Here is a 26217-nt window from a genome sequence, read left to right as displayed (position 1 = left end):
GCTTCTTATAGTAATTAATTATTAAGGTGATAACGGGGTTTACATTAATGCCTAAGTTCCCGAATATCCGTATCGCGACTCGTCCGCAATGGCTAATGTTATCATCCAAACGCACCATTGTTTCAGTGATGTTAAAACAAATAACACAAAAAGACAACGCTGTCATTTAATAAATTCCCGCAAATATTCCCTCGTAATCATCGATTGGCCAACTGATAAGTTATAAGTAAGTGATGACTCACATCCAGAAAATAATGTAAAAAAAGCCGCAGACACTGAGTGCGTGCGGCTCATCTCAAGCTATTAAGCGAACAGACTAAATCCTGACAAAAATATTGCGGCGATACATCCAATATAACACCAGCCACTGCACCGCAAGCAAGCTGATAACCGCAGCTAACGCTTGAGCGCTTTCAGGCAAGGCCAGCACTAAGCCGCCAAACACGCTTTGGGCGATATATTTCCAATCCACTAAGCTCGATGCTAAGTAAATAATGATGGCGTTGGTACCTATCACCACGAAGAAAAAGGCGGCTTTTTGCCACTTAAGCACATCGACTAAGGCATAGAATAGCGCCAGTAGGATCATGCTCCAGCCCGACGTCACCAGCACAAATGAACTGGTCCACAGCTCTTTATTAACCGGAATGACAAGATCCAACAGCCAACCTAAGGCTAAGCAAACACCACCCGCAGCGGCGAGCAATCCCACTTTAGCCCACTCACCTTTAGGATGGGATTTAACAATAAAGTGGCCGACAAACACCCCCGCTAACGCATTGACTATGGCGGGGATGGTCGACAATAAACCTTCAGGATCGGGCGTGCGCCCCTGATAGCTGACGCCAGGCAATAAAATCGAATCGATATAGGCGTTGATAGATTCCGTTGGCGAAAGCACACCCGCCTGTCCACCGGGAAAAGGCAACCAAAGTTGCATTGCGCCGTAACCGAGCAAAATACCCAAGGCGACGATAACTTGGGTTCGTAGACTCGTGTGCCACACCAGTAATGCGGCAAAGAACCATGCAAAGGCGATGCGGCCTAACACACTGGCATAGCGAATTTTTTCAGGATCGGCAGGCGCACCGGTTCCCCAACCGTGATTGTATAAAATGCCCAGTAGCAGCAATAAAAAGAGTCGTTTAATCCCATGGCGATACACAGGTAACCGCTCATTCATAGGTAATTGATCTAAACGTTTGGGAGATAAACCTAAGGCCACACCTGAGAGGAAAATAAACAGCGGGAAGATTAAATCGTAAAACCGAAAGCCGTTCCATTGGCTATGGTGCATCTGTTCATCGCCCCATTGCCAACCTGCCCAGCCCGTTAAAATAAGCAAGCCACCAAACAGGGCCTCACCGCCCAAAATCCAAAACATATCGAAACCGCGCAGTGCATCCAGCGACATCAACCTAGGTTTATTCGCTTTTACTGGCAAAGTCGCGTTTATCTGTGTTGTGTCCATACATCATCCTTTATTATTGTTATTAAAAGCTTTTAGTAAAGTTGAGCAAAACTAATGCTGTACAAAATGAGTGCTGTACAATAAAAAAACTTAGCCCCTGTCATCAAAATACGACAAGGGCCAAGGTTAACGCTTTGCTGACTCAACGCACACTAAGGGCGAACATAAACTGCATTTCCAACAATATAGTTTGCCTGCACTTTGTTGTGCCCATCGAGCAAGACAAAATCAGCCCTATGCCCCAGTGCTAAACGGCCAGCTTTATGGTCAATCCCGAGGAACTGCGCGGGATAAAGCGCCGCCATTCTCAAGGCTTCCGCCAAAGGTAAACCCAACAAGTTGACGGTATTATTGACCGCAGTAGCCATATCGAGCACACAGCCCGCCAGCTCACCGGTCACAGCGTTTAATCTGTCGCCGACTCTCAGCACTTGAGTACCAAAGAGCTCAAAGCTAGTCTCATCCTCCATACCCACAGGTGGCATAGCATCCGTGACTAACATCATCTTGCCTCTAGGTTTTGCCCTTAGTGCGACCTTTGCCGCCGCGGGATGCACATGGTGACCATCGACAATCAGCCCACACCAAGCGGTTTCACTCTCAATCGCCGCGCCAACCATGCCCGGCTCGCGGGAACCCAGTGGTGACATAGCATTATAAAGATGGGTAAAGCCCGTCGCGCCTGCCGCTAATGCCGCAACCACAGTATCGTAGTCAGCATTAGAATGGCCCAAACACACCTTCACGCCCGAGGCGACAAGCATGCGGATCACCTCTGGCGACACATTCTCGGGTGCAAGCGTGACAACTTTGACCCCTAAGTCTTGACGACAAAATACCGCGAGTTCGGCATCAGTGATGTCACGAATAAAGCCCTGCGGATGTACACCTTTTTTAGGCACAGATAAATGTGGCCCTTCAAAATGCACCCCTAGAACGCCAGCGCTACCTTTGACTAAGGCCTCGGCCACGGCATCGGCCGCATTGGTCATCACGCTAACATCATCTGTGATAAGCGTAGGTAAAAATCCCGTCGTACCAAAACGCGCATGGGCACGGCCGATAGTCTCAATACAATTAACACTCGGATCGGCATTGAATAACGCCCCGCCGCCACCGTTCACTTGCACATCGATAAAACCTGGCACCAGCGTTCCGGCTTGGCGGATTTCCTTCGCGCCAACAACCGTATCAAACGCCAGAATGTGCCCGTCTTCGACAGTCACAGGCACATCTTGATGGAAATATTCACCATCGAAAATACGCTCGGCGATCAGGGTGATTTTCATCGCAAACCTCTTTCAATAAATAACACGAGTGACTTAAGTCTTTAATTTCGACAGCTTAGAGCGTTTGGGTCACTTTTTTAAGGCCAGCCGGTTGGTCAGGGTCGATACCGCGGGCAATCGCAACCGCAGCCACGTCGATATAGAAACGTTGTAATAAGGCTAACGGCGCCACACGTGGGTGTATGTCGGTCGAGGTTTGATTCAGATGCACTAAATCGGCGCCGCGTTGGCTCACATTTTCAATCTGTTCGATGTGGCTAGCGTAGGATTCATCGCCAATGCACACATCGACGATAGTGAGTTTTTTCTCAACTAAGGTCACAGGACCGTGGAGGAACTCGGCGCTACTGAAGGCTTCAGCATGGATTGAGCACACTTCTTTTAACTTAAGCGCAATTTCCTTAGATACCGCATAACCTAAGCCACGACCAAGTACGACTAAGTTTTTCACGTCGGCAACGGATTCTGGCGTGAGTTGTGGCTCAGCATCCACCGCCGTTTGCAGCGCCTGGGGTAAAGAAGCGATGGCGCTAGCGAGTGATTCGCTCTGAGTCCAAGCGGCGGCGAGTTGTAAAATCGCCGACAAGGTTGCGAGGTAACTCTTAGTCGCAGCAACGGCTTTTTCTTCGCCGGCGCGTAAAGGTACAACCACATCGACGATATCTTTAATCGGTGCAGTTTCATCATTGACTAAGGCAACACAGAAAGCGCCGGCATTTTTTGCCATCCGCGCCTGCGCCAAAATATCAGGGCTACGGCCAGATTGTGAAATCACAATCACTAAACCGCCTTCGAGTTTCAAGGTTTTACCATACACACTCGCCACTGAAGGTGCGGCGGCAAACGTCGGTACGCCCGCTTCGATTTCAAATAAGTACTTAGCAAAAACACCCGCATGATCCGATGAACCACGACCAACGATCATCACAAAACGGGGATCGAAGGCGCGCAGTTTTTCACCTAACTGCTGCATGATTTCAGCGTTAGCGTCTAACTGACCAGCGATTTTTTGCGGTGCGGTGCGAGCTTCTTGCTCCATAATAGTGTTTGTCATGTCTTTTACCTTCAGGTTCAAATACTGGATTTGGCTTCAGTGCCTATTTGCACTGACAACGACTTACTAAATTCTTGTTGGGCGAAATACATAGCACCGAGTTCGGGTGGCGCTAAGGTTTCTGAAATTTTGGCGACCACATCGGCACCGAGCCAGACTTGTAAAGGCTCGGCAAGGCCACCGATCATCGAAAAACGCACCGGATTTAGGCTAAATAGCTTACGCGCCATTTCGCTAATATAATCCGCACCCTCTTGCACTATCGCCGTCGCGACTGCGTCACCTTCATTGGCGCAATCGAGCACGCTTCTGGCTAATGCGGCGTAGCAACTTGATGATTTACCCGCTAGATTCTCGACAATGCCGAGCGCATCTGTGACGTTAAAATAATTCAGCAGCATGTCAGTTAATCGGGTTGGTACGGCAAAGCCATCGAGTGCTAACAACACGTGTTCGGCGGCTTTTAATCCAAGCCAAGCACCGCTGCCCTTATCGCCCAATGCAAAACCATAACCGCCAATACTCAAGCTGGTATCACCAACATGGGCATAACCGCAAGAACCCGTACCCGTGATGATCACTGCGCCATCGGCGCCGCGATGGGCACCAATACAAGCGGTATGCAGATCTGTAGTGACATACATAGCCGCAAAAGGATGCTGCCAGTTGATCACGTCTTGATATAACCTAGGAACATTCACGCCAGCAAGACCAAGACCCGCCACCAGCAAGTGACTATCGCTCTCGTTCATGCCCGCATCCAGCAACGCTAGGCGAGTCGATGCTTCAATGGATTCAAATGTTTGTGTGAGACCATGCAGTGGATTTGCGCGTCCAGCAACACCTGTCCCTAAAACGGCACCGTCTGCGCAGTAGATGGTGGCGCGACATTTACTGCCGCCGCCATCGATACCTATAAACAGTTGTTGATCTTTTGTCTGGACTAACCCCATGACACCCCTCTTCACCTATCAATGCAGCGCTACCGTTGCTTATTATTTGCCGTTAATACAGCGCTCAACTTTAGTTAACTCAATGTTACAGTAAAAATGACAGCGTTGTCATTTACTTTTTTAAGTGATTTATGATCTAAAATCAAATTTAGGAAATCACTGACACAGAAAAACAAAATGCTGTATTTTATCTTTAAAATACAGCCAGATATAAAAACCAATTTAGTTAACGATTAAGCTTCGGCCTTTACGAATACCATCGGCAGCAATGGCGCGGATCTCGATCGGTGCAGTGACCGCCAATCCCGCTTGATAAGCTTGCCATTGGCCATTGAGGCTTCGGTATTCCAGTTTGAGCCCGGGATAGGCGATATTGGCAAACAGCTTGCCCTCACGGATCTCGGCGCCGACTGTCGGTACGCGATAATCGATCCCCGCTTTATCGAGCTTGATAAACTCTTTATGACCTAAGGTATTCGCGAGTTGTTGCCACTCCTTTGCCTGTGCATCACGCATGGTCAAAGTAAAAGCGCCCGAACTTTGGTTATATACAGCACCTTGATATTGATAAGGCACTTCCCATGCCGCTTGGTGCCACGCACGCTCGGCCAACATCAATAAACGCGGGAACACCATGTATTCAATCGTAGCGTCACTGCGAATCGACTCACTCCAAATCTGCCCTTGCAAGCCAGTAAAAGGTTTGCCTTTCTCCCTTGGGCCCGAGACTTTGTTACCCGCCTCATCGAGTTTTATTCTGTCGTCCGCTTCGAACGGCTGATTTTCAATATCGGTCCATTGCTCGGCATTGGCGGCTAAGTTATCTGGCATAAAGCTAAAGACTTTATGGCTGTTGGTCGCACGACTCGCCCAGTAATAACCATGCTCTTTAGGATCGGCCTCATAGGGGAAATCAAAGTACAACACCTCAGGATTAGAGAGCACGGTTTCCCAACCAAGATTCGCCTGCTGATTGGCGCGCTCATGACCTTTATGGGCAATCACGTCCCAAATATTAGACTGCACCTTAGCGGGCATATTTTCAGGGCGAACATGGCTCATGCCATCGCTCCACCCTGCAGCTTCAATGCCTTTTGCCGCTAACATAGTCGAAATTCGTTCAATAAAATAAGCGCCTAAGTCATCTATCGACTTAACGCCTTTATCGTTATTGGCGACAAATGCTAAACATTGGGGTGATTGTTTCCAAGCTCCCGCCGTTTCATCGGCACCAATGTGGTAACGCGTCAATGGTTGACCCGCGGCTTGGTGTAACTTGGCAATTTCATCAATCACCTTATCGACAAACTGATAGGTCGACTCCATACACACGTTAAGCGTATTGTCGTCGTAATATTGCACTGAAGAATAAACCGTTTTGTCGTTTGCATCGGATAACAAATATTGCTCAGCTGCTGTGGTTTGCCCTTCAGCTTGCAATTGACGAGCGCCCGCATCTAACGCTTTTACCGCTGTGCGAGTTTGATTTGCCGTTTCCTGCACAGGGACAACCTGCACTTTGCCCGCGTTTTGAAGCTCTACGTCTTCAGCCTGTAATCGACGAAAACGCGCATCCATCGCTTTAATCGCGGCGCGGCTATGACCCGGCATATCCATCGATGGGATCACCTGAATTTGACGCGCCTCGGCATATTTCACTATGTCGATATAGTCTTGTTTGGTGTAATAGCCATTGACGCTTGTATCGCCAAACGGTCCACTGCCTAACTGCGGTAATAAGCAGGTATTTTCATCTAAATCATGGCAACGTTTACTACCGATGTCGGTCAGCTCTGGTAGCCCGTCGATTTCGAGTCGCCAACCTTCATCGTCAGCCATGTGTAAATGCAGTTTATTGAGCTTATAAGCCGCCATTTGGTCGAGCAAATCCAGCAACAATTGTTTGCTGTGGAAATTACGTGCCACATCAATGTGCATACCACGGAACGGATAACGTGGGGTGTCTTCAATGGTCATGGCATTCACTTTCAGCGAATTCACATCCACAAGGCTTGCTAATGATGACAAACCGTAAGAGAAGCCCGCCGCATCATTGGCAGCGATCACAATTTCAGTTGGCTGAATATCTAAGCGATAACTGCCCTCATCCCCTTTTTGGCTGGCAAATTTCAGCGTCATGCCACTCGCAGATTCAGCCACACCCAGACGAGCTAAACGTGCCACCGCCGCCGCAACTTGACTCTTTTGCTCTGGGTTATCTTGCTGATATTCGAGCTTAATACCACCAGCAAGAGATACTGGTGTATCGGTTGAATGAACCTTCACCTTTTGTGGCGTTGGGATAATGGTATCCACAGCCAAGGCGGCATCTTCACTCACGCTTTGATTGGCTTTAAATAATTGTGCGGCATCGGCTGGCGCGAGTTTATCCGTTTCAGTGCGTTGATATTGGGTTTTAACATTCGTAAACCCTTCAACATACGGACGCGTCTCTAAACCCGTTTCGGCATCTTTACCCACCTGAGTGCTGGCGATAATGACGGGTTCTAATCCTTTTGCGGCGAGGTAATAGTTTGGCATAGCGTCGGTTTCAGCCAATTGCCACGGCTCACCACGGAACGTCAGTTGCTTTTTCCCGCCCTTAACAAATCCCTTAAAAGCCGCCGTTGGCGTAATACGATGTAAATCACCTTTAACGTGCGTTATCGTCAATTCACCGTTTTCAACCGATTGCACTGGGCGCATTTGGCTTAAATAAATTTCCCAATCTTGGCTGGCTAAATCCATACCGGGCACGAAATCAATTTGAGCGACAAAACAGCGACCATCGGCTTTATCTTTTAGGCAGTTATCGTCTGGCACATTGGTCACAACACGGTAAGTTACGACTAACGAATCCCCGAGTTGTTGTAACTGCGCTTGAGTTAATGCCTCCCGAGCTTGCTGTGTTTGAGCTACAGCCTTATCGGCTGACGCTGCGGAAGGCGTCACAGGCGTCTCGGAACAGGCCGTTAATCCTAAAGCCAGTAAAATGGCGCTTGCTGAGAGTGTTTTTTTCATGATTATCCTTATCTAGCTCCAGAAATGGCTACAATCTGAAGGAAGTGACTAACGTCCGCAGTCTTTCCCCTTGGTGAAACAGTCGCTCGCTCGAGTGCGCTAAGTGCTCGCTATCGAGGGACGCTGAACCTGAGACATTGGCAAGATCATTTAACGTACGAGAAATCGCTTCGGTGACACAGGTTTGCTCCTGCGCCGCATGGGAAACTTCGATGTTCATATTACTGATATTTGAGACTAAATCAGTCACTTTAGTGAGTACTAACTTAATTTCTTCCGAGCGGTTCACGCCCTGAGTCGAGAGGGCTTGGCTCGCTTGCATCACAGTGACAGTTTCGGCCACGCGGCTCTGAACCTGCTGGATCATTTTCTGTATTTCACCTGTGGCCTGTTGAGTTCGGCTCGCCAGGGTACGCACTTCGTCGGCCACCACAGCAAAACCGCGCCCTTGTTCACCCGCCCTCGCCGCTTCAATGGCAGCATTAAGCGCCAGTAAGTTGGTCTGTTCGGCAATGCTGTTGATCACCACGACCACTTCATCAATCTTTTGGGTTTCTTGCTGTAACTGTGAGACGGACAATGCCGAGCGAGCTAATTCAGATGCCAGCTTGCGGGTAATATCTAATCCCGAATCGAACTGCCGTTGACTGTCATCGACCGCTTTATCGGCCTGAGTCGCCGCATCCGCGGTACGTTTGGCATTAATGGCGACTTCATTGGCACTGGCACTTAGCTGAGTTACCGCCGTCACTGCGGCCTCGGTTTCTTTTAGTTGTGCTTGCACGCGATCATTGTTGGTTTGCGACAATGAGCCAAGCGCTTTGGCATCGCCCAGTAATTGTCCCGAGGTTTCGTGCACTCTAGAAATCGTGCCGTGAATTTGCTCAACAAAACCATTAAATGCCTTGGCAAGCTGACCTATCTCATCCTGACTCTCAACCGGTAATCTGTGGCATAAATCACCGTCACCGCTGGCAATTTCTTCCATGGCGCGGACAATATTCTCCAGTGGGTTAATCACTAAACGTTTAAGAATAATGAAGATAACAAATAGACTGCCACCGAGAATTAACAACGCCTGCAAGAAATAACCTAAGAGTAAATCTGACAACTGAGCACGAATTGGCAACATAGAAAACTGAATGGCCAATTGGCCCGTCGGATTACCTTGGTCAGCAAATTGAATTTCACGTTTTACCAGATACTCATCGGCCACAGTTTGAGTCTGTTGACTCTCGGCGAGCACTTTACCGCGATGGTCGCTCACGACGATATGATAAATCTGCGCAGATTTAAGCATCACAGATAACACGGCTTGGATTTGTTCATAATCGTAGGTGAAGATGGGCTGCGCCATAGTAACTTGCAAATTGGCAACGGTATTGTCTTCAAACTCAGTTTCACTGACGGCCAATTTATCGCTCGCCAACCAGTATGATGCGCCAAACAACACGCTGACTATCATAAAAATCGCTGCTGCTAAGCCAATTTGTACTTTTAAGGCTAATGTTTTCATTATTTTGTACCTTGCATACTAAAGAGATCTAACCATAATTCTTTGCGTTCTATTGGCGTTAACGGGCTTAAATCAGGCGTATCGAGGCGGATAATGACCCTTTGTTCAAACTTAGCCTCACGGTACAGTTGCTCAATTTTTAGCTCGCGATTGAACATCTCATCGAAGGAGCCGTCACTGACCATACTTTCAAGCCCAGTTAAAATGGCCGCCGCGAGTTCGGGGCGCTTAGGGGACACAAAGAAATAAGCTGGCGAGCGATATTGCAGCAGAATATGACTATCGACCTTAAGTGCGGGATCGGGGTGGTTTGCGAGTTCTTCACCAATTTCCTGGGCGCCGAGGGCAAGATAATCAAAACGCCCGCCTTCTAACATGGGGTATAAATTGGTGTACTGATAACTCGTAACGACGGGTAATCCATTGGCCTCTAGAATCGCGGCATCGGGCCAATAACGATTTTGCCCCGCCTTTAACTGCCTAAAATCCGCCATGGTTTTCACCTTAGCAAATCGTGCCTCATCCGCTTTGCGGATAATCAGCAGTCGATTACCGAGTAATCCTTTAAACAATGGAATGCGCACGGGAAGCACAGTTTCTTCTAATTCTTTTGAGGTCATGCTCCAAAACACATCGACTGTCCCAGCGAGTGCTTCTTCGACCTTACGTTTTTGATTCATCTGAGTCGACATTTGCTGCACTTGATAGCCGCTATCCGAACGGCGCAGTGCTTCCTTAAGTAAATTTAACTGCCAAGTCTGTTGTATGGTGGTGACGATTGTTTTTGAAATCGGTGGCCGAGTGTTAGAAGCATCAGACTTAATGGCGTCAGATTTAGAATTTGAGTTTGAGTTTGCAGCGAAATGACTTGAGACGGTATCGGCGGCAAACACAGTGAAGGAGGCGGCTGTCGAAAGCCCCGTCAATGCCAGGATGAAAGATGACAAGCAGACAGCTCGTTGAGTGATAATGAGTACTGGCGTTAGTGTAAAAACAGGACGAATGACACTCGTCATGCCCGTTGCAATGACACGCATCGCAGCCGTTAAATGAATCGCCATAAATTGCAGCCTCTTTTTATTATCTGGTTTTTACCAGAGAGTTTTATTGATCTATGCCGCTAACGTTCAAATGCTGAGGTAGGCATTTAAGTCATATTGTAAAAACACCCTAAAAAAATGGCTGGGCACTGCTTACAGTACCCAGCCCACGCTAGTTTCTGGGGAGAGACTATCAAAATATCAAAGACAAACGTATCGCCGCCCGACAGCAATACTCCTGCCAAACACATGAAAAGGAGACCTCATCCTCTCATGCAGACCTTACAAACAACGTATCACACAAGCAGATGACAGCGTTGTCATTATTAAAGTACACAAGAAAGAACAGGATTTCTACATTTTTTTGACAATTATTGTTATTTTTTATGAATAGACATACTTAATCATTATTATTCAATTGCTTAAAATGTTTAATTTATTTATTCAAGCTTATGTGACAACGTTATCTTTCATTGGTAACATGGCGATAACATGACAAAGATCACGGTAGCTATCGATGAGTCCCCTTAACACATTAGTGCCCAGTAATACCCAATCTGCTCCGCGCTTTACTCGGCACTACCGAAACCTCAGTTTGATGTTGCTACTTTGTGGAGCTTGGTTATTTTGGGCGAGCCATTTTCATTCGCTATTTGATCTTATCCAAGAATATGGCCGCTTTATTTTCCTGGGCATCACAGGCGCCGTATTTGCAAATGCGACTGGAGCAGGCGGTGGCGTCATCTTTATTCCCGTTTTTTCGAGCCTCAACTTTAGTGAGTCTCAAAGCATCGCGACTTCATTTATGATCCAATGCTTTGGTATGACAGCAGGCGCGATTTCATGGTCACTGCATTATAAAAAGCGTCACCGAGAAGATGTCGCCTGGTCTGGTTTTGTGAAAGCAGCATTACTTGCAGCCTTCTTTTCAGTATTAGGTTTCTGGAGTAGCCAATTACTACAGCTCAATTCGCCCTCTTCTCTACACACAAGTTTCAGCATTTTCTCGATAATACTCGGTATTGCCATCATTCTCAGTAGCAAAAGTAGTACGCAAATAACTCGCGCTATAATGCCGATTGATTTTCTATCGCTCGCCATCATTGGTTATTTCGGCGGTATTATCACAGCTTGGTTATCGGTAGGCGTCGGAGAATTAGTCGTCATTTATCTGATGTTACGGGGACTATGCGCCAAAATGGCAGTCGCCACCGGTGTCATTGTCTCTGCAATTACAGTTTGGTCGGCAAGCCCTATTCATATCTTTTCAACAAATAGCCAAGCCCTCTTTGAGTTAGTGTTATTCGCAGGCCCGGGCGCCGTTATCGGAGGATTACTCGCTCGCAAATTAGCGCTATATCTCCCAGTAAAAGTATTAAAGCTCTTTTTCTCTATTTGGATAATTTTGACGGGTATTGTAATGCTCTAAATAAAGTGACTTTACAGCAAGCACTATGATGCCACTATAAAGCAGCATCATCAGCTTAATAGTTTACTTATCCATTACAATATCAATTAAACTCAGTGAGCAAAGGTGAGCATAAATAACAGAATAAAAACCTCGTTTAGCAAAATCGAGTAAAGTCACATCATCTAGCTGCTGTAGTTTTTGTTCATCGATAGCATATATTCCATCAATATTCGTTTTAGTGCCATCGGGTCCAGTTACAGTCAATATTCTAGGCTGTAATAGACTATACTTAAGTAATAAACTAATGAAATACTTTGTCATATCTCGGTAATTGGCTTGTAGCGCAGCGAGTTCTAATCGTTTTGAAAGGTAGATAGTTTTATCGCCAGCATCATTAAACAATCGATTAGAACCGTTTTCCGTCACTGCCGAATTATTAATATCTATGCCTAAAATAATTTTCCCCTCCGAAGTATCGCTCATACCGAAAGGATATAGCTGCACTTGGATCGGTAAGTAACGGGATAGCCACTGTCCGTTCTGTAGCAGTTTATTGCTGTTAGGCTTTAACGCCGTTATAGCCACAGGGATAAACTCACCTGTCTGAGTATTTTTTGTAAATACAATAGGAAAGCTAGTGGCAGCAGACATAAACTCCTGCACCTGAAGGGGTAACATATGGGCAGTTTCAAAACAACTATAATCAATGACATCATTTACTGCTAAATTTTTATGTACAGCATCATTTAGAGGCACAAATTGTGTTTTCATTTTATTTTCCTTTATTAACACATTAACTCTGATATTTTAAATCCGTTGCAATCCATAAAGGCTGATTTTTTCCAAAAGCTCCCTGTGCTCGGGAAGTCCGTCTACCATTCGCAGTGTTATGTTCCTCAATTCATTAAGGTGCAATTTGGCATTTTTCAGCGAAGCAGGGTTAGTATGGGGCTGCTTAGTCGGATACTTCATGCCATAAAGAACATACAAGTAATTATCCATATTAAAAACTTCAAACTTTGATGGGAAATCCTCTGAGATCGGACTAAATTGCTTCCACAGTGTAAGCCGCTGTTTTAATAAATCTGGGATAGTCTCATCGGCTCGGTTATCACGCCAAAATGCAGAATCAGCTCTATCCGATAAGCAATAATGTAATTTGGCGAATTCAACAACCCTTTCCCATGCTTGGGAGACAGTATCATTAAATCGTTTAGCTAAATAACTGATATCCTCTTTATCCGTTGGAAACCGTTCGGCCAGCAAACGTGCTGAAAAATCAGTTAAGAGTATTGATGTGGCTTCGATAGGCTCTAAAAAGCCTTGCGCTAAACCCAAAGCCACACAATTTTTGGCCCAAAACTGCTGGCGATAGCCTACCGTCATGGGGATTTTTCGATGAACAACATCCGCAAGCTTACCGCCTAAATAACGGTCAAATTTAGCCTCAGCCTCAGCATGTTCCATATGCTGGGAAGAATAAACAAAGCCAGTGCCGCGTCTTTGGGTTAGCGCAATATCCCAAATCCACCCCGCTTGATGTGCTGTTGCAAGAGTAAATGGGGGAATAATATCCGATTGCTGTGTCGGTACTTGAGCCACTAATGCCGTATCAATAAAAAGCTGGTGTGATTTATTAATAAAAGGAACTTCTAATTTTTTTGCTAAAAGAATGGATTCAAAACCACTGCAATCTATATAGAAATCAAAGGACAAAACGCCATTGTCAGTCAACAATGACGCTATCGCGCTGTCTGCAGTTAAATTAACATCCCGGACAGTCGTAGAGATATGCTCGACCTTAAACTTTTCTACTGCGTTTTTCGCTAATAACTTTGCAAATTTGGCGGCATTGAGATGATAAGCATAACCAAGCACGCCTGAATATTCAGGGGTAGTAATGAGCTTTGGAGCCTTATTGGCTTCACAAACGGCATGTTGTGGCGACACATATTCCGCAAAATGTTCACTCTTATCCATTAGCCAACTTGGCGTTAAATCCTCACCTAAGGAACTTGGCATGTCAAAAAGATGGTGATAAAAATTCCCTTTGCCGTGGCGAGATTTGTCTAACCAATTAACGAACTTAATTGATTGTTTGAAGGTGACATCGCATGAACGAATAAACTCTGACTCACTAATTCCAAAACTCTGTAATGATCTTCGAATAGCTGGCACTGTCCCTTCACCGACACCAATGATAGGAATGTCCGGCGATTCTATCAGGGTGATGGAAAGCTCAGGATTATCTTTCAATACGCGACCTAAATGATTAGCCGCTAACCAGCCAGAAGTTCCACCACCAATAATGGCGATTTTTCTAATTGTCATAACTCGCCCCGCCTTTTAGATAGAAACATGAACAGCTAGGTTTATATTTCTTACTCGTTCTGTATTTATTTTACTTTTAATAGGTAAATTTGAATCTTAATAAAAAGCCTAGCGAGTGCTAGGCTTTTATTTTTACATTATCATTTTAGAAACGTAATGCTACACCGAGTTTATAGCGGGCTTCACCTTCAAAGCTCCATACTGGGTAGTCATCTTTAAACTCACTGATAACGCCTTCAGCATCCACTGGTGCAACACCTTTCTGTATGCTGTCTTCTTCAAGTAAGTTAACCACTTCAAAGGTGACAGATAAGTAATCGGTCACATTGTAGTTAGCACTTAAATCCACTGTGCCATAGGCTTGATGTTCGCGGTTACCGTAGAAGCCTGGTAATTCACGCATCATATATTCAGAGCGCCAGTTATAGGCTACACGGGCAGAGAAATCATCCATCTCGTAATAGCCAACTAAGTTCACAGTATGCTTAGATGAATCAGAGAATACACCTACACGGTCTGCATAGTTTTCAGCTGGAGAAGAAGCATCCGCAAAGGTGTAGTTAGCAGAGTAACCAAAACCATTATCGAATGCATCCTGTAACTGAAGTTCAATACCATCGATTGAGCCACCGTTAGCATTGTAGTTTTCACTCACGGTCCAACAGTCGTAGACACCAGCACCACATGAGCTACCACCCGCTGCAACTAAGTTAGGATCTTCAATACCAATTTGTTGATTCAGTTTTTCTCGAGTAGAGATAAACGAGCTAACATCTTTAATAAAGTAAGTCGCAGCAAATAAACCTTCACCACTGAAATACCACTCTATGCTTAAATCCGCTTGAGAAGCTTTAAAGGGTTGTAGATTTACACTACCAGTGACTTTCTTTTCATTACCAGGAGTACCATCATTGAAACCAGGCAATTTAGATGTTGCAAATAGATCTGCATAGTTTGGACGTGAAATAACTTGAGCGGCTGATGCTCTTAAAATTAAGTCGCTGGCTAAATCAAATGCAATGTTTACGCTGGGTAATACATCGTTATAACTCGCTTTATCAGTGCTTAACTCATCGGCATAAGTACCTGTTTGACTAAATGCATAATAATCAGATTCAACATCTGTAGAAATATATCTTAAGCCAAAGTTACCGCGAACACCTTCGCCCGCAAATGTCGCCATGCCATACAGTGCTAGGTTCTTTTCCTGCAAAGTACCATAGCCAGATTTATCGAGAGTAAAGCCATCGATTGCGGCATAGGCATCGTTGATCATGTTATCAAAAATTGGCTTAGGCAAAGTGAAACCTGCGCCAGACGACATAGTGCCTGAATAGTATTCAGAGGCATCTTTGGCAACGATGTTTGATGATTGAGCTGCTTCTGTCGTTTGAGTCACATCGTGATCGGCATAGCTAATACCTGATTTAATTGAGGTAATAACGCCAAGTTCGAGGGGAACGGTAATATCGAAGGTCGCGAACGACTCTTCATCTGTATTGGGTTGCTTTTTAAGGGCCCAGCCAGCAGTTTCTAACTGACCATTAAAATCGCCCGCGTCGAATGAGTTATTGGCGATGTTAATATCAATCACATCACCTGTCGCATCATAAGTACCAGCAAAATCTTCTGGTTTACCAATAGATTGACCGTAGTTAGATGTAAGATCTGTACCACCTTCGGCTTTAGTTTTACCGATACGGCCTTCTAATTTATAGGCATCTGCTTGATATACAAAATCCAGGTCAACAGTATCAGAGGACATACTTGCTTTACGCGCCCATGTCTGTGCCCAAGCAAAACCACCTTTATCCGTATGCTCAACTAAAGTACAAACACCGGCGGCATTTTTCTTAAGACAAGTATTCTCACCTTGTTGAGTTGGGAATAGGAAAATTGACGTGTTCGCATTGTTTGCATCAAGCTGCAGACTCATCAGATTCAAACCAAACTCAAGATTCTCTGTTGGTCTGTATTGGAGCGCCGCATTTAAGGCCGTACGTTCACGATCCTGTTGGAATGTGGTTGGGACAATTTCACCCCAACCAAGTAAGGTTTCGATACCATTGCGCTGGTATTGGGTTTTATCCAATGAACCTGCGACTAAGAAACCAAATTTTTCATCTTCCGTTTTCCAGCTGTAAAGGCCTGATGTTTGTGGATCAATTTCTTCAGAGATACTGCCGTAATCGCCTTTTGCACTTAAGAATACTGAGTTTGCATCTAAATCTAATGGCTTACGAGTTTCAACAACCACGGTTCCACCGATGCCGCCTTCGGCGATATCGGCTTGAGATGATTTATAAACTTGAATACCACCGACCATTTCTGGTGGCAGTAAGCTGTAGTTAAAGCTACGGTCAATGGCTTGTTGATCGAACCAACCTGTTGAAGCAACGGCATGACCATTTAACAATGTACTGGTTAATTGGCTAGAAGCGCCACGGATTGACACTTGCTGCCCCTGACCAAATTGGCGGTTTACGGCAACGCCTGGAATACGGCCTAAAGACTCACCGACATCACCATCAGGAAATTTACCAATATCTTCAGCGGTAACAGCATCAACGACAGCATCAGAGAAACGCTTATCGTTAACCGATGCTTTCATAGAAGCACGCATACCACGGACTTCAATTTTTTCAATATTTTCTGGCGCAGCTGTGGTTGCTGCTGCGTCTTCCGCAGCAACAGCGCTGATAGAGACAGCGCTACCGAGTAGGATAGCAATATTTGTAGCTAGTACACTTTTCTTAAAGGTTGATGGTCGCATCTCGTTTCCCTTCCATAACTTTATTATCGTTTTAGTATTCATAACCATTCCCCACGGAATGACAACGCTGTCATGTCTAGAGCAAACATTACACAATAATTAACAGCCTTGCCACAACAAAATAACGCCTGACGAAAAAAAATGTCATAAAGCGCAATTATTAAACAATGCGGATTAGGATTTTTATTTTAAAACATACAGTTATAAAAATAGGTGTAAAATTACAACCATCAACTCTCCCGTAACAGAATGAAAATAATGCCAGTTTGTAACAATCTGCCATTGCTAAGCACCTTAAATGCTCGCACTATAAGTTCCACAAATATAAAAATGGCTACAAAAATGTAAGCTTGTAAATCGCTGTTAAAGCATTTACGTTCATGGAACAGCTAGCCCTTCGCGACCTTAGATAAAGAGTTTTTACATCAATGAAAGTCACCATCAACGACGTAGCTAAATATGCTGGAGTGTCAATTAAGACGGTATCCCGTGTTACCAATAACGAACCATCGGTGAAGCAGGCCACGGTTGATAAAGTTAATGAGGCTATCAAAGCACTAAATTATCAACCTAATCTCGCGGCGAGAAATCTCGCGGGGACAAAATCTTATGCTATTGGTTTTATTTATGATAATCCCAACGCCTATTACATCATTGATATGCAAAATGGGATTTTATCGGCCTGTAAAGACAAAGGATATGAGCTGGTTATTCATCCCTGCAATGCAAAATCTGCGTCAATATGTGAAGAGCTAACGGCTCTTGTCAAGTACTCAAGACTCGCAGGTTTAGTGCTAACGCCCCCCCTTTCTGAAGATCCAACCGTACTTAAAGCGCTGAGAGAGATTGATGCTAACTACGTTCGTATCATCGCTGGCGAAAACGTAAAAGATCAGGATGGGCTCACAATTCTTGTTAACGATAAATCCGGTGCCATCGAAATCACCCAGCATTTAATCGATTTAGGCCATAAAGAAATCGCATTCTTAAGTGGTGATTTGCATCACGAATCGACCAAGGAACGATTACTCGGTTATAAACAAGCATTAACAAAAAACCATTTAGCTCTGAATGAAGATTACATAATTGAAGGAAAGTATTCATTTGAGTCAGGGGTTGAAGGCGCTAACAGTCTTATCAAGCTTAAACATCGCCCAACAGCCATAGTCGCATGTAACGATGAAATCGCCGCCGGGGCACTTTTTGCGGCGCGTTTAGCGGGCTTAGATATCCCCTCGGATCTTTCGATTGTCGGATTCGAAGACAGCCCTTTCTCCCGCCAAACTTGGCCTAAACTCACAACAGTACATCAACCCAACTCAGAAATTGCACAGGTCGCAACAGAGCTACTTATCGCTAAGCGCCGAGAGCAAGATGCAAAATATGCGAAGACCTTTACACCTGAGCCTGTGATCCGCGATTCATCTGCAGCACCCAAACGCTAATATTGTCCACAGTTCTAACTAAAACAGAGAGCCAATACTCTCTGTTTTAGTTAATAAGTCATTCATTCTAATGTAATTTAAGTTTAGGCCGTTGCCACTTTAATAGTTTTTGTGCAATACGATAGACGATCGCTGAAAACCAACCGTAAAGACTCGCTAAGTGCCTTTGATATAAAGAGATATACATAATCCGAGCAATATGGCCTTCGACAAAGAAAGTGCCAGAGCGTAAGTTCCCCATTAAATTCCCCACGGCAGAAAAGCGACTCAATGACACCAGCGAACCATAGTCTTTATATACAAAAGCCTTTTCTGATTTCCCTTGTAAGCGATTAACAATATTATCAAATAAGGTATCAGCCATCTGGGCTGCAGCTTGCGCCCTCGGAGGAACCGCTTGGCCCGATTCAAGAATTAATAAAGCACAGTCACCGAGGGCATAAATGTCATGATGACCCTTTACTCGCATACAAGCATCGACTTCAACTTGGTTGCGCGCTGTGATGGGGAGTTTTGTGAAATTTTGAAAAGCACTAGGTCCTTTTACCCCAGCAGCCCAAACTTTTAATCCGGCCTCAATCACATCGCCATCTTGAGTGATAAAACCATCACGAGTCACTTCTTTAACTTGCACACCAATATGTAAGCGAATACCTATTTTATCTAGTACGGCTTGGGCTCGAGCACTCACTCGTTCTGGTAACTGCGGCAGTATTTTTGGGGAGGCTTCAATCAAGTGCACATCGAGATGATGCTTCGAAATATTGAGATAACCATATTCTTTAACTGACTCAATCACATGATGAAGTTCTGCTGCTAATTCAACCCCTGTAGCCCCGGCGCCCACAATACCGATACTCACTCTTTCCTGTGTTTCATTTAACTGCAGCAAAGCATCAAGCAATTTATGGTGGAACAGATTCGCATTTTCTAAGCTATCGAGAAATATACAATGCTCTTCTGCGCCTAATGTGTTGAAACTATTCGAGACACCACCCAATGCAAGCACAAGATAGTCATATTCTAGTTGGCGTGGCGCTAATAGCAGTTCCCCTTCATCACTATAGACTGCAGCTAATTGGATAATCTTAGCATCGGGTTCGCATTGTTCTATTTCACCCCGAATATAGCGATAACCATTTTTAAGCCCATGATCACGATAGAGTAACCCCTCAATCGATTGATCAATCACACCAACTGCAACTTCGTGTAATTTAGGCTTCCATATATGAATAGGACTTTTATCAATTAAGCACACATCGACGACATCACTACCGCCCCATTTTCGGCCCAACTTAGATGCAAGCGCTAAACCCGCGGCGCCGCCCCCCACAATCACTATTCTTTTTGTAGCCAAAATAACAACCTCAATAACCCCATTTAAGTGGCTAAGTTATATCATGTTACAGATAAGAGATAACTACTTTAGTCAAGTAAAGTGGGCTATTTTCCATTAAAGATATTTCAGAATGTGGCATATAGAGTAGATGCCAAAAACGCTTTAAGCCCAATAAAAAAGGACCCTAAGGCCCTTTAACATCATAGTGATGGCTTATACCGCCTCTTCGTTTTCTTCACCCGTTCTTATGCGGATCACACGCTCAACGTCGGTCACAAAAATTTTACCATCACCAATTTTGCCAGTCCGAGCGGTTTCAACAATAACATCAATCGCTTGATCGACAAGATCATCTTGGATAACCAGTTCAATTTTCACTTTAGGTAAAAAATCCACCATATACTCGGCACCACGATATAATTCCGTGTGCCCCTTCTGGCGTCCAAAACCTTTTACCTCTAGCACTGTCATCCCTGTAATACCAATCTCAGCAAGTGACTCGCGCACATCATCTAATTTAAAAGGTTTAATAATGGCTTCAACTTTTTTCATCAAAAATTCCTCGGCACTTGCATTAACATAATCAAACAGAATAGCACTAGCTTACACGGGCTTACGTCAATATTGAAGCACATACGCTGCTTTGCTCATAAAACACAGTTTCTACAAAAATGCAGTTAGCACATAACAGTCTAAAAAAAGGACAATACTGAAGCTCAGAGATTTTATACTTAACACCTAGAGGTTTAAAACCCATTCGCTCGCGGGATGCAAGCGCAATAAAGACAAGGACGTTTTATGAGCATTCATCAAAAAGGCTTTAGCCTTATCGAACTTATTACCACACTTTCAGTATCAGCAATCCTATTAGCCATAGGTGCGCCATCATTAACAGATTTTTACACCCGATATCGAGCCGATAGCAGTATACGGGTTATCCAGCAAACATTGCAGTTCGCCCGTAATCAAGCAATCTCCTTCAACATGAAGGTAACGGTCTGCGCCCTTGTCGACGATAAATGCGATCCAAACTGGCAAGCTGGCCTCACTGTTTTTATTGATATTGATAATGACAATCAACTGGATGGCGACGATAAAAAGCTCTATACAACCAATGCTTTTCACTCAAAAGATACTGTTAAATACAATCGTGCAGTCATTCGTTTTCTACCAGATGGATTAGCTTCTGGTACCAATGGAACGCTTAAATATTGTCCATCCAGTCCGACAAGCCCGTATTCACAAGCAATCGTTATTAATCAAGCAGGTAGAGCTCGAGTTTCAACCGATAACACTATAAATTGTACTTAGCCTAACGGCGCTAAAAGAATGAGTAAAAAATTTATATCTTGAAAACAAAACCGTACTCAATGTCACTATAAGGAAACTATGTCGCATTAAAAACATAAGATTAAAAAGGCATTACTTAGATACTGATATCAGCAGCATTCTCGCTTATACTCTATGGAAGATAAGTGAGGATAGTCCGCATGCAAAAAAAAATGTCAGGTTTTACCTTAATTGAGTTAATGGTCACAATTGCTGTCGCAGCAATTTTATTGACCATTGGAATACCGTCACTGGTCTCTCTCTACGAAGGTATGCGGGTAAATAATAATATTACAAAAATCCATGACATTATGGTCTTTGCTCGCAATCAAGCCATCAGCTATGGAACGACCGTAAATGTATGCCCATTTGGGAGTGCCTCATCATGTGATGCAAGTGCTGACTGGAGCAAAGGAATTCGTGTATATATTGGGACCGATAAAGAATTGCGGGCTATTGACGGTTTCCATTCGAGTGACAAAATTACAGGTTCTGTTGATTCACTAACATTCTCAGCTGACGGCCTTTCTTCTGGAGGAACATTAATTTATTGCCCCGGAGGAAAAACCGCGGAATCAAAAGGCGTTATAGTAAATGTTGGCGGTATCATTTCATACGGCGCCAATGGCAGTAGCTGCTAATCATCGCAAGTCAGTCCACATTATCACAGTATCATTTTTTGCTAACAAGAATAGTAGCTTAAGCTACTATTCGCGGGTATATGAAAGGCTTTTGGGCATTAGGCATCCCATCTAAAACTGGAGTTTGACGCTATCACAGCTCTCAATCCATTTTGAGGGGCGCTTAGAAAACCATATAGATCTTTGCTGACACGGAATTATGAGCTATACCCTTCACTAAAATTGACTTTATAAATAACATAAAAACCTTCGAAAAATTTTTATTAATGTTTCTCGAAGGTAACTATCTAAGCGTAACCTTATCTAACTGTTGACTCTTATCACTGGTAAACTCTTGGTTTAGAGAAACACATTCAACGACATCTTTTATAAAATACTTTTTACCATCAGAGGCAGTTAATTGCTTGCCTGGTAAACTGGCAATGTTCAGGTTAACGTCTTTTACCTTCCAACGATAAAAAACCACCTTATCCCCTTTAGATGCCGTAATGTGACATTTATAGTCCTGCGCTGACTCACTCGTAGCCGCAACGGACACACAAGAAAAAATACCTAACACTAAGCCAATAAGATATCTGCTCATTTCCAACACTCCGCTGACGGGCCTTTTACACCCGCAGATGTCATCGTAATAGTTGCACAGGTGGAATCTCGGCTTGCTTGACTCCCTTTCGCTGTTGCCGTTATGGTAAACGAGCTAGTACCAGCAGAAACAACACTATAATATCCATGCTCAGTTAGAAAGGGGCTTGCTGGTAGGCCAAGCTTTGTCATATCAGTCGTATAAGCACGATTATCTAAGTAATACTGCTCTTGCAAATTTGCCACTTTCATTACCGCAGCAACACCTTCCGAACGCCCACTTTTAACGATATAGTCAATATACGATGGATAGGCAATCGCAGCTAAAATACCAACAATAACAACTGCAATCATCACTTCAATCAAAGTAAAGCCCTGTGAACGATTCTTTTTCATTAATATTGTCACTCATTAATATGGTAATAAACTTTATTGGTATTCAAACAAGCATTCAGTTTCACAGTACCTGAACAGTTTTCGCCTTTGGCATCACACTCCCCACTTCCCATTAACATAAACAAACTTGCATCGCATTGTGGAGGATTAGGAACTGTAGGATCTGTAGGATCACTAGGAGGTGGAGGTGTTATAAACTCTGGCGGTGATGGAATACAATCAGTACATACCGTTGTCGAAGGACTCCCAGTCTCAATGAGCTCTTCTGTTCCATCCTCATGACGCACAAAACGTAGTCCCTTATGGAGATCTAATACATGCAACTTACCCACTGAAGATATAAAACAACTAGAATCCGTTGCGGCGGTATCTTGTGCAGGAACAAAAGAAGTAAAGTAAACTTTACCATTTATTATCGCAGAAGAAGATAAACTCTTCTCTCCTGCATCTGTAAAGTCATAATACCAACCTCGTTTTGTTCCAAATTCAATCTTCTCAGCATCAGAACTAGGAGATGCGCTCGTTACATTATATAAGTTAGCACTGGTTATCGCGCTAGGGACAGTATCTCCATTTTCGCCAAATGTTTTACTCACAACATTTCTATCCTGAAGTACAAAGAACATATCTTGCGCCCCAACCGCCAAAGGTTTTGCCCTATTACCGGAACCAAGAGTCACTGCATCATAACGAATATCTTGGTAAGATATTGACGTTGTTGTCACTCCACTAGCATCTGTCGAAGTCACTTCAACAGTGTTAGTTAAATATGTTTGAGCTACAATCGGTTCGTAGAAGAAGCGTCTATCATTAGCAAGCATCCCACCAAGCTGAGCAAACTTAAAACCGCTCCATGTACTTGTCGCTGCAGATGGCATATCCATACGCCATACGTTCCCCCCTAAATCTGCGGCATATAATCTATCAGTGTATCCATCACCGTTACTATCAAGGATAGCTATTGGTCCTGCTATGCTGTGTTCTATCCCAGATAAAGCCGTACCACCGTTAAAACCAAAATTATGTATAAGAGCCCCAGTCCTTGCATTAACAAGATATACATTCCGTCCATCTGAATTAGCCCCTGTAGTAGAGTCATAACCTAAGTTATAACCTCCCCCAAAAATAACAACGGGATCATCTATACCTGCTAATTGAGCAAATACTGGTGTCGACCATGTTTGCGCCATCTCAGTAAAACCAGCAGAATCACTTGAGACTTTCCACATTAATTTAGGTGAGTCAGGGGATGTAACATCAAATGCATAATAAGATTGGCCGCCTCGACGCATACCAATGATCAACCATGCTTTAGTGATACTGCCTGAGGTTGAACGCTCTAAATATGCAACAGGGGAGCCATCGAGTCCATAAACACTGTGACCACTTGCATAGCTATTCTCTCTTAGTATTGTTGTGTTTGGCAGCAATTCATAAGGCATAAATGCCCAACTCTCTGACACCTCTGTCCCCTGATCTTTAAATGCGTGCAAAACACCATGATTAGTCCCAACAAAAATTCTAACATTGGTACCATTTCCACCATAGTCAATCGCTAAAGGTTGGGAGTGCATTGGATCACCCATGATATCGCCACGGATACCATTAAAATCATCAGAAGTTAAAGCACCATTTTCATCCCTATCAACATTCCAGCCCTGTATCCAACGAAAAGCATTAGAAAGCTCCGCTTGAACAGTAGTAGTATCACTAACGAGTATCCCCAAATAGTTGGCGAGATTAGTATCACTACCTGCGTATGATACTGCTTTCGTTAATGTCAAATCATCTAACGCGCCATTAATGCCTATATTACTTAATAAGCTACGATTGGTAGGATCAATTTGACGTGCAACCCCTCCTTCTTGCACATCATTACCATCAGGGATCGAGCTGCAAGCACTCCACACACTGCAAACTGTATCTATAATCCCACCATCACCACCAATGGCTGGAGTATTATTTTTATCAATTAATACCCCATCAGAATTAACCTTAAACTTCTTAATATTTCCAGCCCATCGGGTCCCTTGGGATGGACTAAATAATGCGTAATATGCAGAGTCCAATGTACGAGTTGGGTCAGCATTACTCAATGCAACACCGGGAGCAGAAAAACGCCGCCCTTCATCGGTAATACTATCAACAATATTTGAAATAGCTGCTTGAAGGTTAGCCGTATTATCAGCACTAAAATATTCACCATTCCCACGAGCTGCTGTTTCGATTAATAACGGCTCGGCATAGGACTCCTCCCCTAGGCTAAAACCAATTGTATGAGTAATTACTCTTTGAAATTTCTCCGTAGCTGGTAATAGATCATTTTGGTACATATAACTTGCTAATGCCGGCAAATAACTGCTTCGAGCTGATTCATCACCTATAGCATCCTTGTATTGATATGCATCATATTCCCCATCAGCATTACCACCAGCGGTAAGTGCATTTATATAATTATTAGCACTCTCATCTAGCGTTGGGGCACCATCCGTAATATAGATAACAAAAGCAATATCACTACATACATCCATTGGTGATATATAGCTCCCTCCTTTTTCAATACTTGTATCGTAGGTAGGGTTATTTTTGGTATAATGTATACCCCAGCTATTATAATCCTCATCTGAATGCCCAAAGGTAATAGGGCCACCACTAAAATAACGATACGCCTCAAACATAGTTTCACACAATGGTGTATTAGTTTGAGCGGACAAATTTGACAGTGTACTAATTAAGCTATCTTTTTCTGCTGATGTACGCTCTTTAATACCTGCAATAATGCGACCACCATCGCGGAGTCCTTCACTTGGATAATTGAGATTAAATACAGCCATACCAAAATCAACCGAGCCTATAGAACTAATAACGCCTGATATAGCATCTTGCGCCATCTCAAGTCGAGTTGGTGAAACATCCTCAGGCGGAAGTTGCCCATTCTGGTACAGGGTATACCATCTAAGATAATTATCCGTATATAAGGTCACTAACTCACCAGAATTAAATCCCATAGATTGTGCATTAGCTAATGTACCGCCAAAGGGAACGTAGTCGCCTCCAGATTTAACACTGTTTTGAGGATAGCCAGTTGCATAACCTGTTATCGAGCTATTATTAGAGGTATTTTCAGCATTAATATCCTCCCAACAATCAACTGGGTTATTTGTTTCTGCGCCACTATTTTCTTTTATTTGTTGCCAAGTTCCTTTATCCTGCCCTGTCTTTTTATATTCTCGAATATAGCCAGTAAAACGTCCGTACGTATTTAGTGCGGTAGTTGCAGCCGAACAACCATTAATCAATTCATTAAAACGACGAGACTCAGAGGGGCTATCAGGAACAGGTAATATGCTCTCATCCATCCCTGTACCAATAGAAAAGTAAATCATACGACCTGAATAAGAATGAGAGTCACCCACCGGTGGATAAACCTTATCAGGTTTATACCCCCCCGGAGCCCCCTCAATAATAGTATCCATACTTCCAGAATTATCAAATATAATCAAAACCTTACTTCGACCTTGATTTGGAGGCGGCAACAAGTATAAATCGGTATCATCGGCCCAACTATCAACGGGCAAACTCAACGCTGAAAACAAAAAAATATATATTAATTTTTTAAGTTTCAT

19 protein-coding genes are annotated in these 26217 nt (G+C 43.9%); 4 read left to right on the top strand and 15 right to left on the bottom strand.

The features are described 5' to 3' along the window. Positions 1 to 316: 316 nt before the first annotated feature. The 7 genes from nagX to COW15_RS10085 all read right to left on the bottom strand — a co-directional run bounded on the left by nagX (position 317) and on the right by COW15_RS10085 (position 10365). Positions 317 to 1471, bottom strand: a complete 1155-nt coding sequence (gene nagX, locus COW15_RS10115) for a transmembrane glucosamine N-acetyltransferase NagX (protein ID WP_293632466.1) — start codon at positions 1469 to 1471, stop codon at positions 317 to 319. Positions 1472 to 1623: 152 nt separating this feature from the next. Then, positions 1624 to 2760, bottom strand: a complete 1137-nt coding sequence (nagA, locus tag COW15_RS10110) for an N-acetylglucosamine-6-phosphate deacetylase (protein WP_293632465.1) — start codon at positions 2758 to 2760, stop codon at positions 1624 to 1626. Positions 2761 to 2815: 55 nt separating this feature from the next. Continuing rightward, positions 2816 to 3814: a glucosamine-6-phosphate deaminase NagB-II gene (gene nagB-II, locus COW15_RS10105; RefSeq protein WP_293632464.1), complete on the bottom strand. Its 999-nt coding sequence runs from the start codon at positions 3812 to 3814 to the stop codon at positions 2816 to 2818. A 17-nt stretch (positions 3815 to 3831) separates the two neighbouring features. Then, positions 3832 to 4767 carry an N-acetylglucosamine kinase gene (gene nagK / locus COW15_RS10100; RefSeq protein ID WP_293632463.1) on the bottom strand — a complete coding sequence of 312 codons (936 nt, stop codon included), beginning with the start codon at positions 4765 to 4767 and terminating at the stop codon, positions 3832 to 3834. 222 nt (positions 4768 to 4989) lie between these two features. Next, positions 4990 to 7788 (bottom strand): family 20 glycosylhydrolase, encoded by a 2799-nt coding sequence (locus COW15_RS10095; protein ID WP_293632462.1) that lies wholly within the window; start codon positions 7786 to 7788, stop codon positions 4990 to 4992. Positions 7789 to 7816: 28 nt separating this feature from the next. Beyond that, positions 7817 to 9304, bottom strand: a complete 1488-nt coding sequence (locus COW15_RS10090) for a methyl-accepting chemotaxis protein (RefSeq protein ID WP_293632461.1) — start codon at positions 9302 to 9304, stop codon at positions 7817 to 7819. Continuing rightward, entirely contained in the window at positions 9304 to 10365 is a 1062-nt protein-coding gene (locus COW15_RS10085) for a transporter substrate-binding domain-containing protein (RefSeq protein WP_293632460.1), read from the bottom strand. Before COW15_RS10085 ends, COW15_RS10090 begins: the two co-directional genes overlap by 1 nt. A 496-nt stretch (positions 10366 to 10861) precedes the next feature. On the opposite strand from COW15_RS10085, the gene COW15_RS10080 reads away from it, so the two are divergent. Beyond that, positions 10862 to 11773 (top strand): sulfite exporter TauE/SafE family protein, encoded by a 912-nt coding sequence (locus COW15_RS10080; RefSeq protein WP_293632459.1) that lies wholly within the window; start codon positions 10862 to 10864, stop codon positions 11771 to 11773. A 63-nt stretch (positions 11774 to 11836) separates the two neighbouring features. On the opposite strand, the gene COW15_RS10075 is transcribed toward COW15_RS10080, so the two are convergent. The 3 genes from COW15_RS10075 to COW15_RS10065 all read right to left on the bottom strand — a co-directional run bounded on the left by COW15_RS10075 (position 11837) and on the right by COW15_RS10065 (position 16859). Then, positions 11837 to 12526 carry a SapC family protein gene (locus COW15_RS10075; RefSeq protein ID WP_293632458.1) on the bottom strand — a complete coding sequence of 230 codons (690 nt, stop codon included), beginning with the start codon at positions 12524 to 12526 and terminating at the stop codon, positions 11837 to 11839. Between the two features lie 36 nt (positions 12527 to 12562). Next, a complete protein-coding gene (locus tag COW15_RS10070) occupies positions 12563 to 14086 on the bottom strand; it encodes a tryptophan halogenase family protein (RefSeq protein WP_293632457.1) in 1524 nt (507 codons plus the stop codon). A 145-nt stretch (positions 14087 to 14231) separates the two neighbouring features. Continuing rightward, positions 14232 to 16859, bottom strand: a complete 2628-nt coding sequence (locus COW15_RS10065) for a TonB-dependent receptor (protein WP_293632456.1) — start codon at positions 16857 to 16859, stop codon at positions 14232 to 14234. A 428-nt stretch (positions 16860 to 17287) separates the two neighbouring features. On the opposite strand from COW15_RS10065, the gene COW15_RS10060 reads away from it, so the two are divergent. Further along, the gene (locus tag COW15_RS10060; protein WP_293632455.1) at positions 17288 to 18304 is read left to right on the top strand and encodes a LacI family DNA-binding transcriptional regulator; all 1017 of its coding nucleotides are present in this window, start codon (positions 17288 to 17290) and stop codon (positions 18302 to 18304) included. Between the two features lie 67 nt (positions 18305 to 18371). Here COW15_RS10060 and COW15_RS10055 read toward each other — a convergent pair whose 3' ends face one another. Further along, the gene (locus COW15_RS10055; RefSeq protein ID WP_293632454.1) at positions 18372 to 19661 is read right to left on the bottom strand and encodes an NAD(P)/FAD-dependent oxidoreductase; all 1290 of its coding nucleotides are present in this window, start codon (positions 19659 to 19661) and stop codon (positions 18372 to 18374) included. 195 nt (positions 19662 to 19856) lie between these two features. Next, entirely contained in the window at positions 19857 to 20195 is a 339-nt protein-coding gene (glnB, locus tag COW15_RS10050) for a nitrogen regulatory protein P-II (protein ID WP_011073353.1), read from the bottom strand. 246 nt (positions 20196 to 20441) lie between these two features. Here glnB and COW15_RS10045 point away from each other — a divergent pair, with 246 nt between their 5' ends. After that, positions 20442 to 20954 (top strand): GspH/FimT family pseudopilin, encoded by a 513-nt coding sequence (locus tag COW15_RS10045; protein WP_293632453.1) that lies wholly within the window; start codon positions 20442 to 20444, stop codon positions 20952 to 20954. A gap of 179 nt (positions 20955 to 21133) precedes the next feature. After that, on the top strand, positions 21134 to 21613 hold the full coding sequence (locus COW15_RS10040; protein ID WP_293632452.1) for a GspH/FimT family pseudopilin: 480 nt from the start codon (positions 21134 to 21136) through the stop codon (positions 21611 to 21613). A gap of 283 nt (positions 21614 to 21896) precedes the next feature. On the opposite strand, the gene COW15_RS10035 is transcribed toward COW15_RS10040, so the two are convergent. Genes COW15_RS10035 through COW15_RS10025 form a run of 3 tightly spaced genes read right to left on the bottom strand, consistent with a single transcriptional unit; the run spans position 21897 to position 26217 of the window. Beyond that, positions 21897 to 22196, bottom strand: coding sequence for a TapY2 family type IVa secretion system protein (locus tag COW15_RS10035; RefSeq protein ID WP_293632451.1), 300 nt, complete (start codon positions 22194 to 22196; stop codon positions 21897 to 21899). Beyond that, positions 22193 to 22591: a type IV pilin protein gene (locus COW15_RS10030; protein WP_293632450.1), complete on the bottom strand. Its 399-nt coding sequence runs from the start codon at positions 22589 to 22591 to the stop codon at positions 22193 to 22195. Before COW15_RS10030 ends, COW15_RS10035 begins: the two co-directional genes overlap by 4 nt. An 8-nt stretch (positions 22592 to 22599) precedes the next feature. Further along, a complete protein-coding gene (locus tag COW15_RS10025; protein ID WP_293632449.1) occupies positions 22600 to 26217 on the bottom strand; it encodes a PilC/PilY family type IV pilus protein in 3618 nt (1205 codons plus the stop codon).

It is taken from the genome of Shewanella sp. CG12_big_fil_rev_8_21_14_0_65_47_15 (assembly GCF_002783505.1).
Classification (GTDB): Bacteria; Pseudomonadota; Gammaproteobacteria; order Enterobacterales; family Shewanellaceae; genus Shewanella.
The sequence above is the reverse complement of the archived record's forward strand: the minus strand, read 5'-3'. Positions and strand labels throughout refer to the sequence as shown.

Bases quoted from the DNA above. Each gene is read 5' to 3' on its own strand.
- COW15_RS10090 (WP_293632461.1), bottom strand. From the start codon at position 9,304: ATGAAAACATTAGCCTTAAAAGTACAAATTGGCTTAGCAGCAGCGATT.
- COW15_RS10075 (WP_293632458.1), bottom strand. From the start codon at position 12,526: ATGAAAACACAATTTGTGCCTCTAAATGATGCTGTACATAAAAATTTA.
- COW15_RS10080 (WP_293632459.1), top strand. From the start codon at position 10,862: ATGAGTCCCCTTAACACATTAGTGCCCAGTAATACCCAATCTGCTCCG.
- COW15_RS10085 (WP_293632460.1), bottom strand. From the start codon at position 10,365: ATGGCGATTCATTTAACGGCTGCGATGCGTGTCATTGCAACGGGCATG.
- glnB (WP_011073353.1), bottom strand. From the start codon at position 20,195: ATGAAAAAAGTTGAAGCCATTATTAAACCTTTTAAATTAGATGATGTG.
- COW15_RS10070 (WP_293632457.1), bottom strand. From the start codon at position 14,086: ATGACAATTAGAAAAATCGCCATTATTGGTGGTGGAACTTCTGGCTGG.
- COW15_RS10065 (WP_293632456.1), bottom strand. From the start codon at position 16,859: ATGCGACCATCAACCTTTAAGAAAAGTGTACTAGCTACAAATATTGCT.
- COW15_RS10045 (WP_293632453.1), top strand. From the start codon at position 20,442: ATGAGCATTCATCAAAAAGGCTTTAGCCTTATCGAACTTATTACCACA.
- nagK (WP_293632463.1), bottom strand. From the start codon at position 4,767: ATGGGGTTAGTCCAGACAAAAGATCAACAACTGTTTATAGGTATCGAT.
- COW15_RS10035 (WP_293632451.1), bottom strand. From the start codon at position 22,196: ATGAGCAGATATCTTATTGGCTTAGTGTTAGGTATTTTTTCTTGTGTG.
- COW15_RS10030 (WP_293632450.1), bottom strand. From the start codon at position 22,591: ATGAAAAAGAATCGTTCACAGGGCTTTACTTTGATTGAAGTGATGATT.
- COW15_RS10095 (WP_293632462.1), bottom strand. From the start codon at position 7,788: ATGAAAAAAACACTCTCAGCAAGCGCCATTTTACTGGCTTTAGGATTA.
- nagB-II (WP_293632464.1), bottom strand. From the start codon at position 3,814: ATGACAAACACTATTATGGAGCAAGAAGCTCGCACCGCACCGCAAAAA.
- nagX (WP_293632466.1), bottom strand. From the start codon at position 1,471: ATGGACACAACACAGATAAACGCGACTTTGCCAGTAAAAGCGAATAAA.
- nagA (WP_293632465.1), bottom strand. From the start codon at position 2,760: ATGAAAATCACCCTGATCGCCGAGCGTATTTTCGATGGTGAATATTTC.
- COW15_RS10060 (WP_293632455.1), top strand. From the start codon at position 17,288: ATGAAAGTCACCATCAACGACGTAGCTAAATATGCTGGAGTGTCAATT.
- COW15_RS10040 (WP_293632452.1), top strand. From the start codon at position 21,134: ATGCAAAAAAAAATGTCAGGTTTTACCTTAATTGAGTTAATGGTCACA.
- COW15_RS10025 (WP_293632449.1), bottom strand. From the start codon at position 26,217: ATGAAACTTAAAAAATTAATATATATTTTTTTGTTTTCAGCGTTGAGT.